At 61.6% G+C, this 19,080-nt stretch carries 20 protein-coding genes; 7 read left to right on the top strand and 13 right to left on the bottom strand.

Annotated features, from left to right (window positions below; translation table 11 throughout):
* The first annotated feature begins 20 nt into the window (after positions 1–20).
* From P2W41_RS14750 to P2W41_RS14740, 3 genes are all read left to right on the top strand, one after another.
* Positions 21–362, top strand: coding sequence for a hypothetical protein (locus P2W41_RS14750; protein WP_404933562.1), 342 nt, complete (start codon positions 21–23; stop codon positions 360–362).
* Positions 363–429: 67 nt separating this feature from the next.
* Positions 430–2,046, top strand: coding sequence for an FAD-dependent oxidoreductase (locus tag P2W41_RS14745; RefSeq protein WP_404933561.1), 1,617 nt, complete (start codon positions 430–432; stop codon positions 2,044–2,046).
* Between the two features lies 1 nt (position 2,047).
* Positions 2,048–2,245: a DUF2783 domain-containing protein gene (locus tag P2W41_RS14740; protein WP_404933560.1), complete on the top strand. Its 198-nt coding sequence runs from the start codon at positions 2,048–2,050 to the stop codon at positions 2,243–2,245.
* Between the two features lie 44 nt (positions 2,246–2,289).
* Here P2W41_RS14740 and P2W41_RS14735 read toward each other — a convergent pair whose 3' ends face one another.
* The 3 genes from P2W41_RS14735 to hppD all read right to left on the bottom strand — a co-directional run bounded on the left by P2W41_RS14735 (position 2,290) and on the right by hppD (position 5,625).
* Entirely contained in the window at positions 2,290–2,685 is a 396-nt protein-coding gene (locus P2W41_RS14735; protein WP_404933559.1) for a c-type cytochrome, read from the bottom strand.
* Between the two features lie 26 nt (positions 2,686–2,711).
* Positions 2,712–4,334, bottom strand: a complete 1,623-nt coding sequence (locus tag P2W41_RS14730) for a flavin monoamine oxidase family protein (RefSeq protein WP_292900057.1) — start codon at positions 4,332–4,334, stop codon at positions 2,712–2,714.
* 178 nt (positions 4,335–4,512) lie between these two features.
* Entirely contained in the window at positions 4,513–5,625 is a 1,113-nt protein-coding gene (gene hppD / locus P2W41_RS14725) for a 4-hydroxyphenylpyruvate dioxygenase (protein WP_404933558.1), read from the bottom strand.
* 146 nt (positions 5,626–5,771) lie between these two features.
* Between hppD and P2W41_RS14720 the strand changes: the two genes are divergently transcribed.
* The 4 genes from P2W41_RS14720 (at position 5,772) to P2W41_RS14705 (ending at position 9,548) form a co-directional block, all read left to right on the top strand.
* Positions 5,772–6,239, top strand: a complete 468-nt coding sequence (locus P2W41_RS14720; RefSeq protein ID WP_229447771.1) for an Lrp/AsnC family transcriptional regulator — start codon at positions 5,772–5,774, stop codon at positions 6,237–6,239.
* Positions 6,240–6,443: 204 nt separating this feature from the next.
* Positions 6,444–7,493: a TRAP transporter substrate-binding protein gene (locus P2W41_RS14715; RefSeq protein WP_404933557.1), complete on the top strand. Its 1,050-nt coding sequence runs from the start codon at positions 6,444–6,446 to the stop codon at positions 7,491–7,493.
* Positions 7,494–7,698: 205 nt separating this feature from the next.
* Positions 7,699–8,229 carry a TRAP transporter small permease gene (locus P2W41_RS14710; RefSeq protein WP_292899432.1) on the top strand — a complete coding sequence of 177 codons (531 nt, stop codon included), beginning with the start codon at positions 7,699–7,701 and terminating at the stop codon, positions 8,227–8,229.
* Positions 8,226–9,548, top strand: a complete 1,323-nt coding sequence (locus P2W41_RS14705) for a TRAP transporter large permease (protein WP_229447768.1) — start codon at positions 8,226–8,228, stop codon at positions 9,546–9,548. Before P2W41_RS14710 ends, P2W41_RS14705 begins: the two co-directional genes overlap by 4 nt.
* Before the next feature lie 65 nt (positions 9,549–9,613).
* On the opposite strand, the gene P2W41_RS14700 is transcribed toward P2W41_RS14705, so the two are convergent.
* From P2W41_RS14700 to ccoG, 10 genes are all read right to left on the bottom strand, one after another.
* Positions 9,614–9,952, bottom strand: coding sequence for a TIGR01244 family sulfur transferase (locus tag P2W41_RS14700; protein ID WP_292899435.1), 339 nt, complete (start codon positions 9,950–9,952; stop codon positions 9,614–9,616).
* Positions 9,953–9,960: 8 nt separating this feature from the next.
* Positions 9,961–10,407 (bottom strand): DUF6691 family protein, encoded by a 447-nt coding sequence (locus P2W41_RS14695; protein ID WP_292899437.1) that lies wholly within the window; start codon positions 10,405–10,407, stop codon positions 9,961–9,963.
* A gap of 3 nt (positions 10,408–10,410) precedes the next feature.
* The gene (locus P2W41_RS14690) at positions 10,411–10,833 is read right to left on the bottom strand and encodes a YeeE/YedE family protein (RefSeq protein WP_404933556.1); all 423 of its coding nucleotides are present in this window, start codon (positions 10,831–10,833) and stop codon (positions 10,411–10,413) included.
* A gap of 97 nt (positions 10,834–10,930) precedes the next feature.
* Positions 10,931–13,003, bottom strand: a complete 2,073-nt coding sequence (locus P2W41_RS14685; RefSeq protein WP_404933555.1) for a 3-hydroxyacyl-CoA dehydrogenase NAD-binding domain-containing protein — start codon at positions 13,001–13,003, stop codon at positions 10,931–10,933.
* Between the two features lie 40 nt (positions 13,004–13,043).
* Positions 13,044–13,841 (bottom strand): 3-oxoadipate enol-lactonase, encoded by a 798-nt coding sequence (pcaD, locus tag P2W41_RS14680; protein WP_404933554.1) that lies wholly within the window; start codon positions 13,839–13,841, stop codon positions 13,044–13,046.
* A gap of 87 nt (positions 13,842–13,928) precedes the next feature.
* Positions 13,929–14,342 carry an OsmC family protein gene (locus P2W41_RS14675; protein ID WP_292899443.1) on the bottom strand — a complete coding sequence of 138 codons (414 nt, stop codon included), beginning with the start codon at positions 14,340–14,342 and terminating at the stop codon, positions 13,929–13,931.
* Positions 14,343–14,415: 73 nt separating this feature from the next.
* Positions 14,416–14,583, bottom strand: coding sequence for a cbb3-type cytochrome oxidase assembly protein CcoS (gene ccoS, locus P2W41_RS14670; protein ID WP_404933553.1), 168 nt, complete (start codon positions 14,581–14,583; stop codon positions 14,416–14,418).
* Positions 14,580–16,865 (bottom strand): cation-translocating P-type ATPase, encoded by a 2,286-nt coding sequence (locus tag P2W41_RS14665; RefSeq protein WP_404933552.1) that lies wholly within the window; start codon positions 16,863–16,865, stop codon positions 14,580–14,582. Before P2W41_RS14665 ends, ccoS begins: the two co-directional genes overlap by 4 nt.
* Positions 16,862–17,359 (bottom strand): FixH family protein, encoded by a 498-nt coding sequence (locus P2W41_RS14660; RefSeq protein WP_404933551.1) that lies wholly within the window; start codon positions 17,357–17,359, stop codon positions 16,862–16,864. The genes P2W41_RS14665 and P2W41_RS14660 overlap by 4 nt, the downstream gene beginning before the upstream one ends.
* On the bottom strand, positions 17,356–18,948 hold the full coding sequence (ccoG, locus tag P2W41_RS14655) for a cytochrome c oxidase accessory protein CcoG (protein WP_404933549.1): 1,593 nt from the start codon (positions 18,946–18,948) through the stop codon (positions 17,356–17,358). The genes P2W41_RS14660 and ccoG overlap by 4 nt, the downstream gene beginning before the upstream one ends.
* Between the last annotated feature and the right edge of the window lie 132 nt (positions 18,949–19,080).

Below are 19,080 nucleotides of genomic sequence, written 5' to 3'. Positions count from 1 at the left end.
CAGCCCCTGGGGAGGAAGCAGTGAACGGGTTCTGGATTGGCGCAGTATTCCTGATCGGTCTCGGGCTTGTGGCCGCGGGCTGGTGGGGTCTTCTGCGGCTCTCCTTCCTGCTAGAGAAGCAGCGCTTCGGCTGGCGTGAAGAGGAAGCGCTCACGCGTTTCCTTTCCATGCGCCGGTCCCCGGACAAGCGCGGCGAAAAACACATGCGCGCTTATATCCAGGGTGACTTGCGCTCCTTCGCAGAAGGGATTGGAGCCGGGGGGCGCTATCACGTGTCGCGCTTGATGGTGCGCTTGGGGTACGGGCTTCTGGTCGTCGCCATCGGTGGGTGGTTTTTCAGCACTGTGGTGGAGCTGTGGTGAACAAGGGAAACAGGATTTGGAGCCGCTCCTCCTGAGGGGAACGGTTGCAAAGGGAGGGTGAACATCAATGCCGCGTTATGCGTACAACCCCTTTCCATACACGAAACCTCCGGAACTCGCCGGCGGACATGTGGGGCAATATCCGGTTGTCATTGTTGGCGCCGGGCCTGTGGGGCTCGCCGCTGCGATTGACCTGGCGCAGCGCGGTGTCCCGGTGGTCGTGCTCGACGACAACAATGTCGTTTCACTGGGCAGTCGCGCGATATGCTGGTCGAAGCGTACGCTGGAAATCCTTGACCGGCTGGGGGTGGGCGGGCGCATGGTTGAGAAGGGCGTGACCTGGCAGGTCGGGCGGCTTTTTCACCGCGACCGGGAGGTCTGGAGCTTCGATCTCCTGCCGGAGGATGGTCACAAGATGCCCGCCTTCATCAACCTGCAGCAATATTACGTTGAGCAATATCTGGTGGAGCGCGCGGGCGAATTGTCCGGCCGGATCGATCTGCGCTGGAAAAACCGGGTGGTGGGGCTTGAGCAGACGGGCGGCGATGTGCGGCTTCGTGTGGAGACACCAGACGGCGACTATGAACTGGATGCCGCGTGGGTGATAGCCTGCGACGGCGCCCGCTCGCCCGTGCGCTCCATGATGGGACTGGACTTTGCGGGCCAGGTGTTTGAAGAGCGCTTTTTGATTGCCGATGTGGAGATGAAGGCGGATTTCCCGTCTGAGCGCTGGTTCTGGTTCGAACCATCCTTCCACAAGGGCCAATCAGCGCTTCTGCACAAGCAGCCGGACGATATTTACCGTATCGACCTGCAGCTTGGCCCGGATGCCGACCCGGAGGAAGAGAAAAAACCTGAAAACGTCATCCCCCGTATCGAAAAGGTGATCGGGCATTCGAAGTTCGAGCTCGACTGGGTTTCGGTCTACACGTTCCAGTGCCGCAGGCTGGAGCGCTTCGTGCATGACCGGGTGATTTTTGCCGGCGACAGCGCGCATATCGTTTCGCCCTTCGGCGCGCGCGGTGGCAATGGCGGTATTCAGGATATCGACAATCTCGGCTGGAAGCTGGCGCTTGTGGTGAAGGGCGAGGCACCGGTTTCATTGATCCAGACCTATGACGAAGAGCGCATTCTGGGTGCGGATGAGAACATTCTCCACTCAGCGCGCTCGACCTCTTTCATGACGCCGAAGAGCGCGATGGAGCGCATTTTTCGCGACAGTGTTCTCGCGCTTTCAGCGAAGCATGATTTCGCCCGGCGGCTGGTGAACTCGGGCCGTTTGTCGAAGCCATGTTCGCTGGCGGGATGTCGGCTTCAGACCGCGTGGGAGGGCGAGGGGCCGCTTGCGCCGGGCGAGGCGCTGCCGGATGCCCCCGTGCGGGCAGGCGGGAAGCCGTCCTGGCTGCTCGGCGAAACGGGTGGTGGCTTCGTGCTGCTGGCCGTCGATTGCGAACCACCCCTCGGTCTGCCGGCGGGACTGCATGTGGTGCAGGTGACGCGCCCCGGCGGGACGGCAGTGGATGGTGTGGCGCATGTCGAAGATTGCGAGGGCGCGGTTGCTGCGCGCTATGGGTCGGGAAGGCTCTATCTGGTGCGGCCCGATCAGCATGTCGCGGCGGTCTTCAAGGCGGCAGATGCGCATCGGGTCGCGGCGGCAATGACCCGGGCGATGGGGAGGGATTGAGATGGACAAAAGTGAGATCGGCCGGGACCGGCTGGGGGCCGCGGGCGATGATTTCTACGCCGCGCTGATGACAGCGCATGAAGGATTGAGCTTTGAGGAAAGCGCACGGCTCAATGCGAAACTCGTGCTGCTTCTGGCCAACCAGGTGGGTGATCTGGATGTGATCCGCGCGGCGCTTCGGGCCGCGCGCGGTGACTAGGCAAGACAGGCGGGCCGGTTCGGGATCATCGTCCGTGACCGTGCTCAGGGCCAGGGCGGGACGATCTGGTCCACCGTCACTTCCTCGGTATAGGTGTTGCCGAAATTGGTCCGGATGTAGGTGACCACATCGACGATCTGCTGGTCGGTGAGCACATCGCCCATGGCGGGCATGGCCTTCTGCCCATATGTGATGACGAAGATCGCATATTCCGGGTATTCGAGGTTTTGATTGTTGGCCAGGGAGGGATAGCGGCCTGCACCGGCAGCGCCTTTTCCGTCGGGCATGTGGCAACCCTGACAGACGGATTTGTAAATCTGTTCACCGCTGGTGACTTTAATCTTGTCCGTATCCGCGGCTGGTACGCTATCCTCGGCATACGCATGGGCGATAAACATCATCGAAGCGGCGATGCATAGCGCGAGGGCTTTCAATTGCATGGCAGGGTCCTTTGCACGCCGTCCGGTCAGCCGTTCATGACCCGGTCATGGAGGCGGGAGATGGCGTCAAGGCCGGAAAGAAGCGCGCCTTCCTGCCATCCCGGCAGATAGGATATGTGCTCTCCGGCCATTAGTGTGCGACCGTCGAACCGTGTTGCCCGGTCGTAATCGGCTTTCCTGTTGTTCCAGGTTCCGTAACAGCCCAGTGCCCAGGGCACGCGATGCCACACGACGCTCGCCCCGGTGGAGAATTCGCTGCGGTATTGCGGATGTATTATGGCACCGTATTCCAGCGCCTTGCGGATGCGCTCTTTCGGCGCCATGGCCGTGAATTGATAGGCTCCCGCATCCTGACTATAGCCGCCGACAAGCACGCCCTTGCCGCCGGAAAGGTAGTCGTTCGAAGGATAACCGATCAGCGAGATGGGAAGATCGGTGTAGGAGATGCCGCCGTAGATGTGCTCGTCCTCCTCCCAGAAACGGCGGTTGAACTCGAGACCGAACTTGACGGAGCCAGCGTAATGAACCTTGTCGATCACGCCCTTCATCCCGTCTGAGAAATTGTTCTCGATCTGGCCGAGTATGGAAAAGGGGATGGTGCAGATGCACCACTCGGCCCGGGTTTCCTGAGGCTCGGCGTCGCTGGCGGTGTCCTCATAGATGGCGGTTACGCCGGTCTCGTCCTGCTTTATGGAGATGACCTTTGTATTGTAGCGGACAAGGTCCGTGATCTCCCGCTCGAATGCCTGGGCAATCATGTCCATACCGCCGACGGGCTGAAACATGGTTTCCTGATGATTGACAGTCTCGGCTTCACCAAGCCACCGCCACAGACCGGATTGAAGAAGGTCGTCCGAAGCGATTGGTTCGGAGGGGCGGGGGGCTGCGTTCGCTCCCCCACCCGGCCATGACTGGAAGCCGCGGAACTCGCTGGTGTGCTGGCTTTTGACGTAGCCGAAATCTCTGTCGAGCACACCGTTTATGCGCAGCGCTTCCAGGAGCATCTCCTTGTCCTCATCGCTCACCAGTTCGCCCAGATTGCCCTGATCGACAGCTTTGGCGAGGAGCTCGGATGTGTGACCGCGAAAATCGGTCGCGATCTCACGGAACCTCTGCGGTTTGCCGCCAAACGCGGCGGTGGAGTGGAGGTAGGCGTTGTGATTTCTCTGTATGAAAGGTTCGAGCCTGACGCCGAGACGCCGGCAGTAATCAAGAATGGCGTGGTGATGGTGGGGAATGCGCCAGGGGCCGGGGTTGAAGTAATTGCCTTCGGCATATTCGATGTCCTGGCGGAAACCGCCAAGCTCGGTATAGGTGTCGCCTCCGCGCAGGGTCCAGCACCGCCCCCCGGCTTTTTCCCGGTACTCGAGTACCTCGACTTCATAACCGGCCGCCCGCAATTCCAGGGCAGCGACCATGCCGGCGAGCCCCGCGCCGAGGATCAGAACCTTCGCCGCCCCGGGGTCGCCCTGGAGGTTCACCGGCCCCTTGTAGGGGGAAGACCGGGCATGCCCAAGCGTGGTCATCGCCTGATAGAGAGCAGCGCTGCCGGCGGTTGCGCCGATCATCGTCAGGAGATCGCGGCGTGTTACCTGTCCCAATGCCCGCTGCATGTTCTTGCGCTCCTTGCCTTTCTGGCCAGGAGACATCATCGCGCCTTCTGGCGCGTCAAAAAAGGTAATATTGAGTAAACGTTTTGAACTATTTCATGTTTTCGGGAGAATGAATGCTCTTACCGGGTGTAACAGAAGCAGTATTTTAAGTAGTCGGCAAAAAAGGCCGTCATGGACGGCCTTTCCAAATCTTTCCCAACGTTATGCGGGCGTTTTACTCGGCCGCATCGACCTTGATAACGCCGCGGCGGATCTGGTCTTCCTCGATGCTTTCGAACAGGGCGCGGAAATTGCCCTCGCCAAAGCCTTCGTCGCCCTTACGCTGGATGAACTCGAAGAAGATCGGACCGATGACGGTCTTGGAGAATATCTGCAGGAGGATCTTCGTCATGCCGCCATTCACCACGCCTTCGCCATCGATCAGGATGCCGTGCTTCTTCATGCGCTCGATGGGCTCGTCGTGGCCCTGAACACGGTCAAAGCTCTTCTCGTAATAAACTTCTGGCGGGCCGGGCATGAATTTAAGCCCATTGTCCGCGAGCCTGTCGGTGGCGTCGTAGATGCCATCGGTGCCGACCGCGATGTGCTGGATGCCTTCGCCGTTGTACTTCTTCAGATATTCGACGATCTGGCTGGTGTCGTCCTTGGATTCGTTGAGCGGGATGCGGATCTTGCCGCAAGGGCTCGTGATCGCGCGGGAGACAAGGCCGGTGATGCGGCCATCGATGTCGAAATAGTGGATCTGCGAAAAGCCGAAGAGCTCGCGGTAGAAATCCCACCACTTGTCCATATTGCCGCGATAGACATTGTGGGTGAGGTGATCGAGGTAGTAGAAGCCGACGCCTTCAGGCCGCGGATTCTGCTCACCAAGCCATTCGAATTCTGCGTCGTAGGCAGACCCTTTCTCGCCATAGCTATCGATGAAGTAGATAAGCGAGCCGCCAATGCCGACAATGGCGGGCACGTCGAGCGTCTTGTCGTCGCCTTTGTAGGGTTCCGCACCCTTGGAGACAGCATGATCGAACGCATGTTTCGCATCGACCACACGCCAGGCCATGGAGGGCGCACAGGGACCGTGATCCTCGACAAAGCGCATGGCGTGGCTGCCGGGCTCTGCGTTGACGATGTAGTTGATGTCGCCCTGCCGCCAGACGGAAACCTTCTTCGTCTTGTGGCGGGCAACTTCCGTGTAGCCCATCCTGGTGAACAGCTCGGCGAGTTTTTCCGGCTCCGAATGGGCGAATTCAACGAACTCGAACCCGTCCGTGCCGGCGGGGTTTTCTTCGCTGATTTTCGGCGGCGGTGCGTCGTGGGGAAACGGACCCATGGCTTTTATCCTCCTGATCTGGGAACATCTGGACGTGTCCGAATGTCATGCACGCATTTTACGCCGCATGGGCTGCACGCGGCTTGCATTCTGGGTCGTATTTTGTGAGAAGTGCGCACTTACCGTGCATGAAGGAGGAAAATTGCATGGCTGATGCGCGTGTTGATGGTTATGACCGCAAGATATTATCTCTCTTGCAGGTCGATGCGCGACTGACCAACAACGATCTCTCGGAACGGGTGAACCTGTCGCCCTCACAATGTTCACGCCGCCGGCAGCGTTTGGAGGAAGAGGGATATATCCGCGGCTATGCGGCCATGCTTGACCGGGACAGGCTGGGCTTCCCGCTCGTCAACATCATCACCGTGACACTGGCCACGCACAACCCCGACAATGCGCGCCGTTTCGGTGAACTGCTCGCCCGCCTGCCGGAGGTACAGGAGGCGCACGCACTCACCGGTGAAATGGACTACATTCTCAAAGTGGTTACGCCCGACCTGAAATCGCTGTCGGAATTCGTCAACGGCGTGCTTCTCCCGCACGATTCGGTGCAACACGTGAAGAGCGCCATAGTACTCGAAACACTCAAGGAAACCGGTGCCCTGCCGCTTTGATGTTTTTTGTTACGAATATGGCCGGAAATGCCTCTTTATTGTTACATAATTTCCGCTAAAGTCTCGGTGGACGGGAGGCGGGATTCCAGTGGATACTCGGCTCCCAGGCGGTCGCGCAGGGCTTGGAGAGACCGGGCGCGGTCCTGCCGCAGAATATAGAGCGTCATCACCGACGTTTCGGGACATGCAATCGGGAGGAGAAGCATGAAACCATTTTCCGTCAGAAAACTGGCCCTGGCGGCTGCTGTTGCAGCTACCGGGCTTATCGGGGCCACCGCCTCGTCATTCGCGCAGGAGGTGACGCTGAGGCTGCACCAGTTCCTGCCGCCGCAGGCCAATGTGCCGAAGCTGGTGCTCGACCCCTGGGCCGACAAGGTGGAGCAGGAATCGGGCGGGCGCATCAAGATCGAGCGCTATCCGGCCATGCAGCTCGGCGGCACGCCGCCGCAGCTCTACGATCAGGCGCGTGACGGCATCGTCGACATCGTATGGACGCTGCCGGGCTCCAATCCGGGCCGTTTCCCCTCGACTGAAGTGTTCGAACTTCCCTTCATGATGACGAACGCCGAGGCGACCTCGCGCGCCTATTGGGATCTGTTCGAGAAGCACATGAAGGACGCCGAGTTCAAGGACACACATGTGCTGGGTGTCTGGGTTCACGGCCCTGGCATGCTTCACTCCAAGGAGCCGATCGAGACGCTCGATGATCTGAAGGGCATGAAGATCCGCGCACCCACGCGCATCATCAACTCGTTGCTCGGCCAGCTTGGCGCGACGCCGGTCGGCATGCCGGTGCCGCAGATCACCGAGGCGCTTTCCAAGGGCGTGATCGATGGATGCGTGATCCCCTGGGAAGTCACGCCGGCGCTGAAAGTGCCTGAGCTCGTGTCGAACCATACTGAATTCGGCGGCGATCACGCGCTTTATACGACCACTTTTGTGCTGGCGATGAACAAGGCCAAGTATGACAGCCTGCCGGATGACCTGAAAAAGGTGCTCGACGACAATTCCGGCCAGGAATTTGCTGCCTTCGCCGGCAGGACGCAGGCGGGCGCGGACGTTCCGAGCCGGAAGATCGCCGTTGATCGCGGCAACAACATCATCGAGATCAGCGCTGAAAACACCGAAACCTGGAAAGAAGCGGCGGCACCCGTTTACGAACAGTGGGTGGCCGAAATGAAGGACAAGGGGATCGACGGTCAGATGCTGATCGACGAGGCCCGTGCCCTGATTGAAAAATACACCAGTCAGTGAGGCTGAACCGACCAGAAGAGACGGGGCGGGCTGCAAGGCCTGCCCCGTTTTTTGGGACACGCTATTGTGTCGAGGCCACGCTTGCGAAGGCAGCAACCGCTGACTAACGTTTTCAGGCCCGGCGCAACAATGACAAAACCAGGCAGGAATGCCATGGGACGCGCCATGGGACGCGCAGGGAACGCGATATGGGACGGAACGGGGCATGAGATTATCGATCATCGTTGTCTGGCTTGCCAGAGTCATGGCCATTCTGGGCGGCATCGTTCTGGCAGCGGTCATTATCATGACAGTGGCAAGCATCACCGGCCGGGCGCTGGTGCGTTTTGGCCTTGGACCGGTGCCCGGTGACTTCGAGCTGGTTCAGGCCGGTGTTGGCTTTGCGGTGTTCGCGTTCCTGCCCTGGTGCCAGCTCAATCGCGGCCATGCCACGGTGGACATCTTCACCACATTTCTGCCAAACAGCATGAACCATGTGATCGATCTCGTGACGGAGATCATCATGACGCTGGTGCTCGTGCTGATCGCCCGCCAGCTCTATTACGGCATGCTCGACAAGCTGAGCTACAGCGAGACCACCTTCATCCTCCAGTTTCCGCTCTGGTGGCCCTATGCAGCCTGTTTTGTGGCGGCGGTCATTGCGGTGATCATATCGTTCTACATGATCCTCGTGCGCTATCGCGAACTGAAGGTTGGCACACCGATGCCAAAGCCCGGAGAGGGGAGCGTCCATTGACCAATCTTGAAATCGGCCTCTGGTCTTTTCCGCTTCTCCTTCTTCTGATCTTTCTGCGCCTGCCCATCGGTCTTGCGATGCTCCTGTGCGGGCTTGGCGGAAGCTGGATCGTGTTCGGCAATGTGACGCCTGTGCTGGCCAAGCTGAAGAACGAAACCTATTCCACCTTTTCCGGCTATTCGCTTTCCATTGTGCCGCTGTTCCTGCTGATGGGGCAGTTTGCAACGCTGGGCGGCATGTCGCGGGCGCTGTTCAAGGCGGCTGAAACCTGGATGGGGCACAAGCGCGGCGGTGTTGCCATGGCGGCGGTGGGTGCATGTGCGGGCTTTGGCGCCATCTGCGGTTCCTCGCTGGCGACGGCGGCGACCATGAGCCAGGTGGCGCTGCCGGAACTGCGCCGCTATGGCTATTCGGGTGCACTTGCCACGGGAACGCTCGCGGCAGGCGGCACGCTCGGCATTCTCATTCCGCCATCGGTGATCCTCGTCATCTACGCGATCCTGACCGAGCAGAACATTGCCAAGCTTTTCGTGGCCGCTTTTGTGCCCGGCGTGCTGGCTGCCTTCGGCTATATGCTGGCGATCTCGATTTATGTGCGGCTTTGGCCGGACTCGGCCGGAACACGCGAGCGTGCGCCCTATTCGGAGCGGATGCGGGCGCTGCTCGATGTCTGGCCGGTTCTGGTGGTGTTTCTGGCGGTGGTCGGCGGCATTTATCTTGGCGTTTTCACGCCGACCGAGGGTGCCGCCGTGGGTGCCGCCGGCACCGGGCTGATCGCGCTCGTGAATGGCGGGCTGACGCGTGAGACCTTTGTGGAATCGATCCTTGCCACGGCAACCGCCACGGCGATGATCTTCTTCATCGTGCTGGGGGCCGGCTTCTACAACTCGTTTCTGGCGCTGGCGCAGGTGCCGCAGCAGATGGCGGCATTCGTGAGTGAGCAGGGCTACAGCCCGTGGATGGTGCTGACGCTCATCCTGCTGCTCTATCTCGTGTTCGGCTGCGTGATGGACTCGCTCTCCATGATCCTGCTCACCATTCCGATCTTTTTCCCCATCGTCACGATCCTCGATTTCGGGCTGGGAGCGGAGGAGTTTGCCATCTGGTTCGGCATTCTCGTTCTGATCGTGGTGGAGGTGGGGCTGATCACGCCGCCGGTGGGCATGAACCTCTTCGTGCTCAACTCCATGGCCAAGGACACGCCGATTTCGGCGACCTATCGCGGCGTGATGCCCTTCGTGATCAGCGACATTCTGCGCGTGGCGCTTCTGACGCTGTTCCCGGCGATCTCGCTGTTCCTGATGCGCTGGCTGTACTGACGGCGGGGTGGGGGCGCTTGCGTCGATGGGGTGCGCTGCTGCCACCCCAAGTCGCTTTGGAGTGGTTAGAGACCGCGCTCCTGAATGATGCCGTAGAGATTGGCCGAGCGGGTGCCGCTGCGGCAATAGGCGAAGACCGGGCCCGGCAGTTCCTTAAGGGCGGCGGCCATGTCTGTCACATCGTCGAGCGTCATGGCACCGGAGACGACCGGCACATGACGGAAGGCGAGGCCGGCCTCTTTCGCGGCTTTTGAAATAGTCTCGACCGTGGGTTGGCCGGCATCCTCGCCATCGGGCCTGTTGCAGACGATGCTTTTGTATCCAGCCTGTTTGATGGCGGCGACGTCTTCCGGCGCGATCTGCGGGGATACCGCGTAATCGTCCGAGATCTTCTTGATATCCATGGTTTTCCTCACTGACTGACGCGTTTTTCGGCGGCAGAGAAGCGCCGTTTGAGGGATTTGGCAACGAGAATTCCGGCGATGAGCGAGGCGAGGAACACGATCGTGTCCGAATAGCCGAGCCCAAGGGCCGGGATCGCCGCACCCGGGCAGAAGCCGGCAATACCCCAGCCAATGCCGAATACGGCGGCACCGCCGATCAGTTGCGGGTCGAGATCGCTTCGCGCCGGAAGCTGGAAGCGCTCGGCGAAAAACGGTTTTTCGCGCGCGCCGAAGAGGAGGCGGTAACCGAGGGCCGCGACCGCAAGCCCACCGCCCATCACGAAGGCGAGGCTTGGATCCCAGGTGCCCGCGACATCGAAGAAGTTCAGCACCTTTGCGGGATTGATCATGCCGGACAATGCGATGCCAGCACCAAAAAGAAGGCCGGCGATGAGGGCTGCGACAAGCTGTTTCATCGATCAGCCTCCGATCACGTGACGAATGATGAACACGGTGACGAGAGCGGTGGCCATGAAGGTGATGACGGCAACGATGGATCGGATGGAGCCGCGCGACATGCCGCAGACACCATGTCCGCTGGGGCAACCATTGCCGAAGGTGACGCCGATGCCGACAAGAACACCGCCGATGACGAGCGCGGTGGTGGAGACGGGCACCTGGAAGGGGATTGCCGTACCGCTCAGCATCAGAAACAGAGGCGCGGCGATGGCGCCGATGATGAAAGCGGCGCGCCAGTGCCAGGCGTTTTCCTGAGGTGGAAGGAGGCCTGACAGAATGCCGGTCATGCCGGCCACCCGGCCGTTGAAGGCCATGAGCACCACTGCGGCAAGGCCGATCAGCGCGCCGCCGGCGAGTGAGGCTATGGGGGTAAACTCGGTCATCCTGACCGCTCCGTTGTTTGAATGGACAGCGCTCTGAATATGGGGCTGCCCGCCCAAATGCCAAGGGTTGATGGTGGCGCAGTTGCCCGGGGTGATCCTACACAAGATCGCCGAAGCCGCCGCCCGTGAGCGCGAGCTGGCGAAGGATGGGAGCGGGCTCGAAGACGGGATTGCCGGTCTTCCGGTGCCAGTGCTCCAGCCGCTCGACGATTGTCTTGATGCCGAAGCGCTCGGCCCAGAACATGGGCCCGCCCTTTGCGACCGGGAAGCCGTAGCCATTGACCCACACGACATCGATGTCGGAGGCGCGGGCGGCGATGCGCTCTTCCAGGATCTTCGCGCCCTCGTTGATCATCGGGTAGAGTGTGCGCTCGGTGATCTCGTCCGCACTGATTTCGCGGCGTTCCACGCCAAGCTCGGCTGCCTTCTTCTCGATGAGCTCCTGAACGAAGGGGTCGGGCTTTGGTGTGCGGGAGCCTTCCTCATAGAGATAAAAGCCGCGCCCGGACTTCTGGCCGAAATGGCCTGCCTCGCACAGCGTGTCGGCGATGGGGGCGGTGAGGCCCTGCGACTGTCGGTGTTTCCAGCTGATGTCGAGACCGGCGAGATCCACCATCTGGAACGGGCCCATGGGCCAGCCGAAATCGGTGAACACCTGGTCCACCTGTTCGGGTGTCGCGCCGGACAGAAGCAGGTCTTCGTTCTGCTCGCGCCGGGCGGCGAGCATGCGGTTGCCCACAAAGCCGTTGCACACGCCGACGACGACGGGAACCTTGCCGATCTTTCGGGCGAGCGCGAGCGCCGTCTTGATGACATCAGGCGCTGTCTCTTCGCCGCGCACGATCTCCAGTAGCTTCATCACATGGGCGGGCGAGAAGAAATGGAGGCCGACCACATCCTGCGGACGCTTCGTGGTGGCGGCGATCTCGTTGACATCGAGATAGGAAGTGTTGGAGGCGAGGATGGCGCCGGGCTTCAGAACCCTGTCGAGCGCGGTGAAGACCTGACGCTTCACGCCCATCTCCTCGAAGACGGCCTCGATCACGATATCGCAGTCGGAAAGGTTGGCATAATCCGTGGTGCCGGTGATGCGCCCCGTGCGGGCCTCTTTTTCCTCAGCCGTGATGGAGCCGCGCTTTACCGATCCCGAATAGGTCTTGTTGATGTGGGAAAGGCCGCGCGCGATGGCGTCCTCGTTCATTTCCAGAATGGTGACGGGAATACCGCCATTGGCAAGCGCCATGGCGATGCCCGCCCCCATGGTGCCGGCACCGATGACGCCGGCGCGCGCGATCTTGCGGGCCTCGGTCTCGCGCGGGATGCCCGGCACGCGGGTTGCCTCGCGGGTAGCGAAGAAAAGATGGCGCTGGGCAGCGGATTCTTCGCTGTCGCGACGCTCCAGAAAGAGTTCGCGCTCGCGGTTGAGGGCTGCATCGAACTTCATGGTGATGGCGTTGCGGACGGCTTGTGCCGCCGTGTGCGGCGCGGTGAGACCGCGCGCTTTTTTCGTCGCTGCCTTCACGGCCTCATCGAAGGCGGCGAGGTCAATGGCAAGTTTTTCGCTGCGGGCGCGGATATGGATATGCGGTTTTTCGGAGGCGGCCATGTCGCGGGCGAAGGCCACGGCCTCGGCCAGAAGATCGCTCTCGGCCACGCAGTCGACCGCCCCGAGCCGTACGGCTTCGTCCATGCCGATGGGCTTGCCGGAGACGATCATCTTCAGCGCGGCTTCAGGCCCCACCAGACGCGGCAGGCGCACCGTGCCACCGGCGCCGGGAATGAGGCCGAGGTTCACCTCGGGCAAGCCGATCATGGCGGTCTTTTCTGCAATACGGTAGTGGCAGCCGAGTGCCAGCTCCAGCCCACCGCCAAGCGCTGTGCCATGGATCGCGGCGATGGTGGGCTTGTCGATGCTTTCAAGCTTTTCGATCAGGTCGGGAAGGCTTGGCTCCTTCGGCGGCTTGCCGAACTCGGAAATGTCGGCACCGGCAATAAAGGTGCGACCCGCGCAGGTGATGACGATGGCCTGAACCGCATCGTCTGCATTCATTTCGCCAAGCGCCTCGAAGAGCGGCGCGCGCAGCGCGTGGCCGAGCGCGTTGACCGGCGGATTGTCGAGGGTGAGGACGGCAATGCCATTGTCGCGGGTGATCTTTACGGTGTCGCTCATTCAGGGTCCTCTTGTCATCCTAGATGCGGGGCGCGGCGGCTCAGGCTTCGGGCGTGGTTTCGCGCAGGAAATCTGCAATCAGCGTGGCCGTCGCCTCGGGCTGTTCGATACATGGCAGATGCCCGGCATCCTTCACGATCTCAAAACGGGCACTGTTGATCAGGCTCGAAAGCTCGCGCACGAGATCGGGCGGGGTGGAGCCATCCTGGTCGCCCACGATGCAGAGTGTGGGGAGCTTAAGGGCGCGCGTGGATTCGGTGAGATCGGCGTCACGCAGGGCTGAGCACGTGCCTGCATAGCCATCGACCGTGGTGCGGGTGAGCATGGCCGTGTAGCCGACGAAAGCATCGTTGTCCGGTGCGCGGAAAGAGGGCGTGAACCAGCGCTGGAGAATACCGTCGGCGATGGATGCGATGCCTTTGGTGTTCACGGCTTCGATCCGGCTGTTCCACAGATCGTCGTGGCCTATTCTATGGCCTGTATCGCAGAGTACGAGACGGGAGACGAGATGCGACCAGCGCGCGGCGAGCCCCTGCGCGATCATGCCGCCAACGGACAGGCCGACAATGGTCGCGCCTGTGATGTCGAGATGGTCGAGCAGGGCTGCGAGATCGTCGACGTGATCGCTCAGCGCATAGGGTTGGGGCGTGGCTTCGGACAGGCCATGGCCGCGCTTGTCATAAAGGACGATGCGGTAGTCGGCTTCCAGCCGTTCAACGACGGCGTTCCAGATCCGAAAGTCGGTTCCAAGCGAGTTGGAAAAGACGAGAACGGGTTTGCCGACCGTTCCGCGCACTTCGTGATGAATGACGACGCCGTTGACGCGCGTGAAGTTCATGCACCTGCCTCCCATGGTTTGCCGCAAGGCGGCTTCTGTATGAGAGAAGGGGAAGGCGTCGTCAATGATTTGAAGACCGAAACGCCGTTAGCCAGCCATCTTCATGTTGACTTCGCCATTCAGCGAGTTCGACACGGTGCAACGGGCCTTGGCGCGCTTGATCAGCTCCGCGCACTCTTCCTCGCCGGGCATGGTGTCGAGCGAGACGGTGGCGTCATAGCTGCCGATGCGGTCCGGCAGATCCTCGGCCTTCTTGCCGGAAACCTCGACGGAGACCTGTCCGACATCGATCTTCATCTCCTGCGCGGCATGGTGGAAGGAAAGGGCAAGGCAGGCACCAAGCGCGGAGATCATGAAGTCGACGGGCGACCCCGCCTCTTCCGCAGATGGCGAGGTGATGGCGACAGTCTGCCTGGGCGCGGTATCGACATGGATCACCTTGCCGGGGCCGATGGCGGTGGTGAACGGGCCATAGGTTTTTGCTTTGATGCGGATCGCCATGAGAAACTCCAGAAAGGCAATTCAGATCGTTCACATGTAGTGATGTGGCGTGGTCGCGTCCAGCGGCAGTGCCTCAGGGGCTGTCCTCTCGCTGACGCGGTGGCTCGTCTTCGAGCAGGATGCGCTCGGCAGCGCCGTCAAGATCGTCATACTGGCCGCTCTTGAGCGACCAGAGAAAGGCGGAGAGGCCGGCGGCTCCCAGAAAAAGCGCTATCGGGATCAGCACCACGAGATTGGTCATGCTGCCGCCTCGACAAACGGTCGTGCATTGTTGCCTGCCGACTCAGGAGCTTCGGTGCCAACAGCGAGACGCCGGTCGGTGCGCAGACGCAATGCGTTGCCAATGACAATCAACGACGAAAGAGACATGGCAATGGCCGCCACAAGCGGCGTGACATGACCGAGCACCGCAATCGGCACAGCAATAAAATTGTAGGCAATGGCGAGGCCGAAATTCTGCCGGATCAGGCGGCCGGCGCGGCGCGACACGTCACGGGCGAGCGGCACGGCCAGCATGGTCTCGCGCAGGAAAACGAAATCGGCGGCATTGCGGCCAATGTCTGCCGCCGTGGCAGGCGCCATGGAGACATGAGCGGCGGCGAGGGCGGGAGCGTCGTTCAGCCCGTCCCCGACCATCAGCACCTTGCGGCCTTCCAAGCCAAGCGCGCGCATGCGCTCAAGCTTGTCGCCGGGACGGACACTGGCCTGAAAGCGCTTTATGCCCAGCCTTGCTGCGATATCCTTCACCTGTTCGGCGCTGTCACCGGAGATGATTTCCACGGCGACGCCGTTTTCTTTCAGATGAGCGATTGCTTCTTTCGCCCCGGGGCGGAGCCGGTCCTCGAAACGCAACGTGGCGTATTCCTCGCCATTGCGGGAAAGAACCGTGCCGCCTGACTGGTTTTCCTGCGCATTCGGGCTGCCGAGCGACCAGCCCGCGCGGCCAAGCCGCCAGACGGTTTCGCCTGCGCGGGCTTCGATGCCGAGGCCAGGGATTTCCTCGACGCTGTCGAAGGAATCCGTCGCCCGTAGCGAACCGGCAGCGCGCAGGATGGCGCGGGAAAAGGGATGGCGGGAATGGGCGGCAAGGGCGGCGGCGGTTGACAATGCATCCGGCGGTATTTCGTCCGCATTGCGCAGTTCGGGGATGCCGAGCGTCAGCGTCCCGGTCTTGTCGAAGACGGCAGTGTCGATCTCGGCGAGGCGTTCCATCGCCGCGCCATCCTTGACCATGATGCCGTTTTCAAAGAGACGCCGCGCGGCAACCACCTGAACGATGGGCACGGCAAGGCCGAGCGCGCAGGGGCAGGTGATGATGAGCACGGCAATGGCGATGGTGATGGCGCGGTGCCAGTCACCACTTGCCGCCATCCAGCCCAGAAAGGTGAGGAAGGCGGTGGCGTGAACGACGGGCGAATAAAGTGCGGAGGCACGGTCCGCCAGGCGGCGATAGCGCGCGCGCCCGCCTTCTGCCGCCTCCATCAGGCGCATCATCTCGGCGAGGAAGGAGGTGTCGGCGGTGGCGGTTGCCTCAACGATGAGCGGCTGGGTGAGATTGAGCATGCCGGCGCGTAGATCGCTGCCGGGTTTCACCGGCTGCGGTGCGCTTTCGCCGGTTGCCATGGAGCAGTCGAGTTCGGACGAACCGTTCAGGACGATCCCGTCAACGGGAACGCGTTCACCGGCGGCAACGACCAGTTTCATGCCGGCGGTGACTTCCTGCAAGGGGAGGTAATCGCGTCCGCCGTCCTCGGCAATGACCAGCGCGCCGCGCGGCTCCAGGCGGGCGAGCCCCTTGACGGCGGTGCGCGCGCGCTCGCGCATCACGTGATCGAGCGTGCGGCCGATCAGCAGGAAGAAGAGAAGCGAAACGGAGGCATCGAAATAGGCGTGCTGGCCGCTGTTGATGGTCTCGTAGAGGCTGAGCCCGTAGGCCAGCGAGATGCCAAGCGCGATGGGCACATCCATGTTCATGCGTCCGTGGCGGAGCGCATTGAGGGCCGAACGGTAGAAGATGCCGCCGGCAAACACCAGCGCGGGCAGGGCGATCAGCGCTGAAAGCCAGTGAAAGAGGTCGCGCGTCGCCTCTTCGGCACCTGACCAGACGGACACGGAAAGGAGCATGATGTTGCCGGCAGCAAAGCCGGAGATCGCCACGGCGCGGATGAGCTGGGAGAGAACGGGATCCCTGCCGGTCTCGACACTGTCGAAAAGGTGCGCGGCGTAGCCAAGCCGGTTCAGCGTCTCGATGATGGGCGGCAGCGCCCCCTCGTGCCATTTCACGCTGACGCGCTTGGTGGAGAGATTGACGCGCGCACCTGCCACGCCGTCGAGCCTGCCGAGCGCGTTTTCGATCGTCTGGATGCAGGCGCCGCAGTGGACACCGGGAACGGAAAGATCGGTCTGTTTAAGCCCATCGCCGACAGAGCGGCTTGCGAGCACAAGTTCTTCGGCGCGCGGACCGGCTTCGCGGGCTTGTTCGGCTTCCAGCGCCATTTCGGTGCCGGGGGCGCAGCAGCTCATTTGAGTTCTCCGCCGGCAATGGTGATGCGCCGCACATCGCGATAGGGATGGGCGAGGCCCGCTTGGGCGGTGATGTTGATGACCCAGGTGCCGTCGCCGGGGCCGTGATCGACGCCGAAGCCGCCATCGGGAAGACGTTGCATTTTAAGGGAAACGTCTTCGTCGGCGGTGACCGGACGGTGCATCACCATTGTGACGCTCTCGAGCGGGATCGGGTCGCCGCTCGCATCGAGAAGGCGATAGGTGATTGCGTCTCCCGCAACGGAAAGCTCGCCCGTCCAGCCGAGTGCTGCCTGCTGGCGGCCTTCCTCCGCGCGTTCGTTGAAGGTCTGGCTCGCCACATAGGAATTCTTGACGATCAGGCCGGTCCAGCTCGACTGCGCGTAGAATGCCATGGTCAGGTTGACCGTCAGGATCACCCCAAAGAACGCGACCATGATGGCGAGCATGTGCCAGCCGGTGAATTCCTTCTGTTTCTGCACTTTGCCGTTCATCGTGAACCCTCCGGGATGTTGAAGCTTGCCCTGTAGACATCGCTTTCGAAACTCGCCTTGTCTTCGACGACGAAGCGGAAAGATGTGCCGGCCTCGCTCAGACGATCTGCCGGCAGGGTGACGAAGATGCGCACTTCGCGCAGGCGGTCCGGTTCGACAGGCACTGCCGCAGAACGGTCGTCCGGCTGGTCGAGCCCGACCACATTCATGGTGGCGCTGGTGAGGCCTTCGAGCGACACGAGGATCACGCGGGGTTCCGGGATCATGTTCAACAGCTTGACCGTGTAGCCATTGCGCACCGAACCATCCGACAGAAGCACATATTGCGGATTGCGGTCGTGGAGCACGTTGACCTCCAGCCGGTCGCGCGTCAGCAGGGCATAGAGCATGACGAGGCCAACGAGCGACCACGCACCGAAATAGACGAAGGTGCGCAGGCGAAAGATCTTGCGCCAATGAAAATGCGCGACCTTATTGGAGAGCCCGCCGCCTTCCCGGCGCACGCGGTCGGGGTTGATGGTCTCCGTGCAGCCGGCTGTCGCCAACGCCATATTGGCGTTGTAGTCGGAAAGCGTGGCGTAGGAGATGAGACCGCGTTCGCGCCCGAGCTTGTCCATCACGCCATCGCAGGCATCGATGCACAGCGCGCAGGTGATGCATTCGAGCTGCTGGCCGTCGCGGATGTCGATGCCCATGGGGCAGACGGCAACGCAGGCATTGCAGTCCACGCAGTCGCCCACGGTCCTGCCCTCGGCGGCTGCCTTCTTGGCATGGCGCGAGCGGGGCTCGCCGCGCCAGTCGTTGTAGGTGACGGTGAGCGAATTTTCGTCCAGCATGGCCGCCTGAATGCGTGGCCACGGGCACATATAGGTGCAGACCTGCTCGCGCATGAGGCCGCCGAACACATAGGTGGTTGCGGTCAGCACCGCGATGGTCATGTAGGCAACGGGAGCCGCCTGAGCGGTTGCGATATCGACGAGAAGCGATGGTGCGTCGGCGAAATAGAAGACCCACGCGCCGCCGGTCGCCACGGCGATGAGAACCCAGATCAAGTGTTTTGCGGAGCGTTTGGCGAGCTTGCTGGCGGAGAACGGTGCGGCATCGAGCTTGATGCGGGCATTGCGGTCGCCCTCAATGGCGCGTTCCACCACGAGGAAGAGGTCGACCCAGACGGTCTGCGGGCAGGTATAGCCGCACCACGCCCGACCGACCGTGGATGTGATGAGAAAGAGGCCGATGCCGGCCATGACAAGCAGGCCAGCAATGTAGAAAAATTCCTGCGGCCAGATCTCGATGAAGAAGAAATAGAACCGCCGGTTGGCAAGATCGATCAGAACCGCCTGATCGGGTGCGTAGGGACCACGATCCCAGCGCAGCCATGGCGTCAGATAGTAGATGCCGAGCGTGACGAACATGATCAGCCATTTGAAGCGGCGGAACTGCCCGGAAGCGCGTTTCGGGAAGATTTTCTTCCGTGGAGCGTAAAGCGGCTGGCGTTTTCCGGCAGTGTTTACCGCTTCCGCATCAATGCGCTCGACTGCGTCCCGTGAGGCGGTGCTGCTGGCTGCGTTTTCGGTGGCAAGTGTCATTTCGGCGGCTCGCAAACTGCTCTGTAAGCGTATTGTCTAGTCGCCGGAGAACCCGCGGGCATTGATCCCGATCAAAGCTGAATTGCGCCGGGTGGAATCCCGGCCATCAAGGCCGGGATGCAGTCTGGATTT

The organism is Nitratireductor sp. L15S-10 (assembly GCF_045011005.1).
Lineage (GTDB): Bacteria > Pseudomonadota > Alphaproteobacteria > Rhizobiales > Rhizobiaceae > Nitratireductor.
The sequence above is the reverse complement of the archived record's forward strand: the minus strand, read 5'-3'. Positions and strand labels throughout refer to the sequence as shown.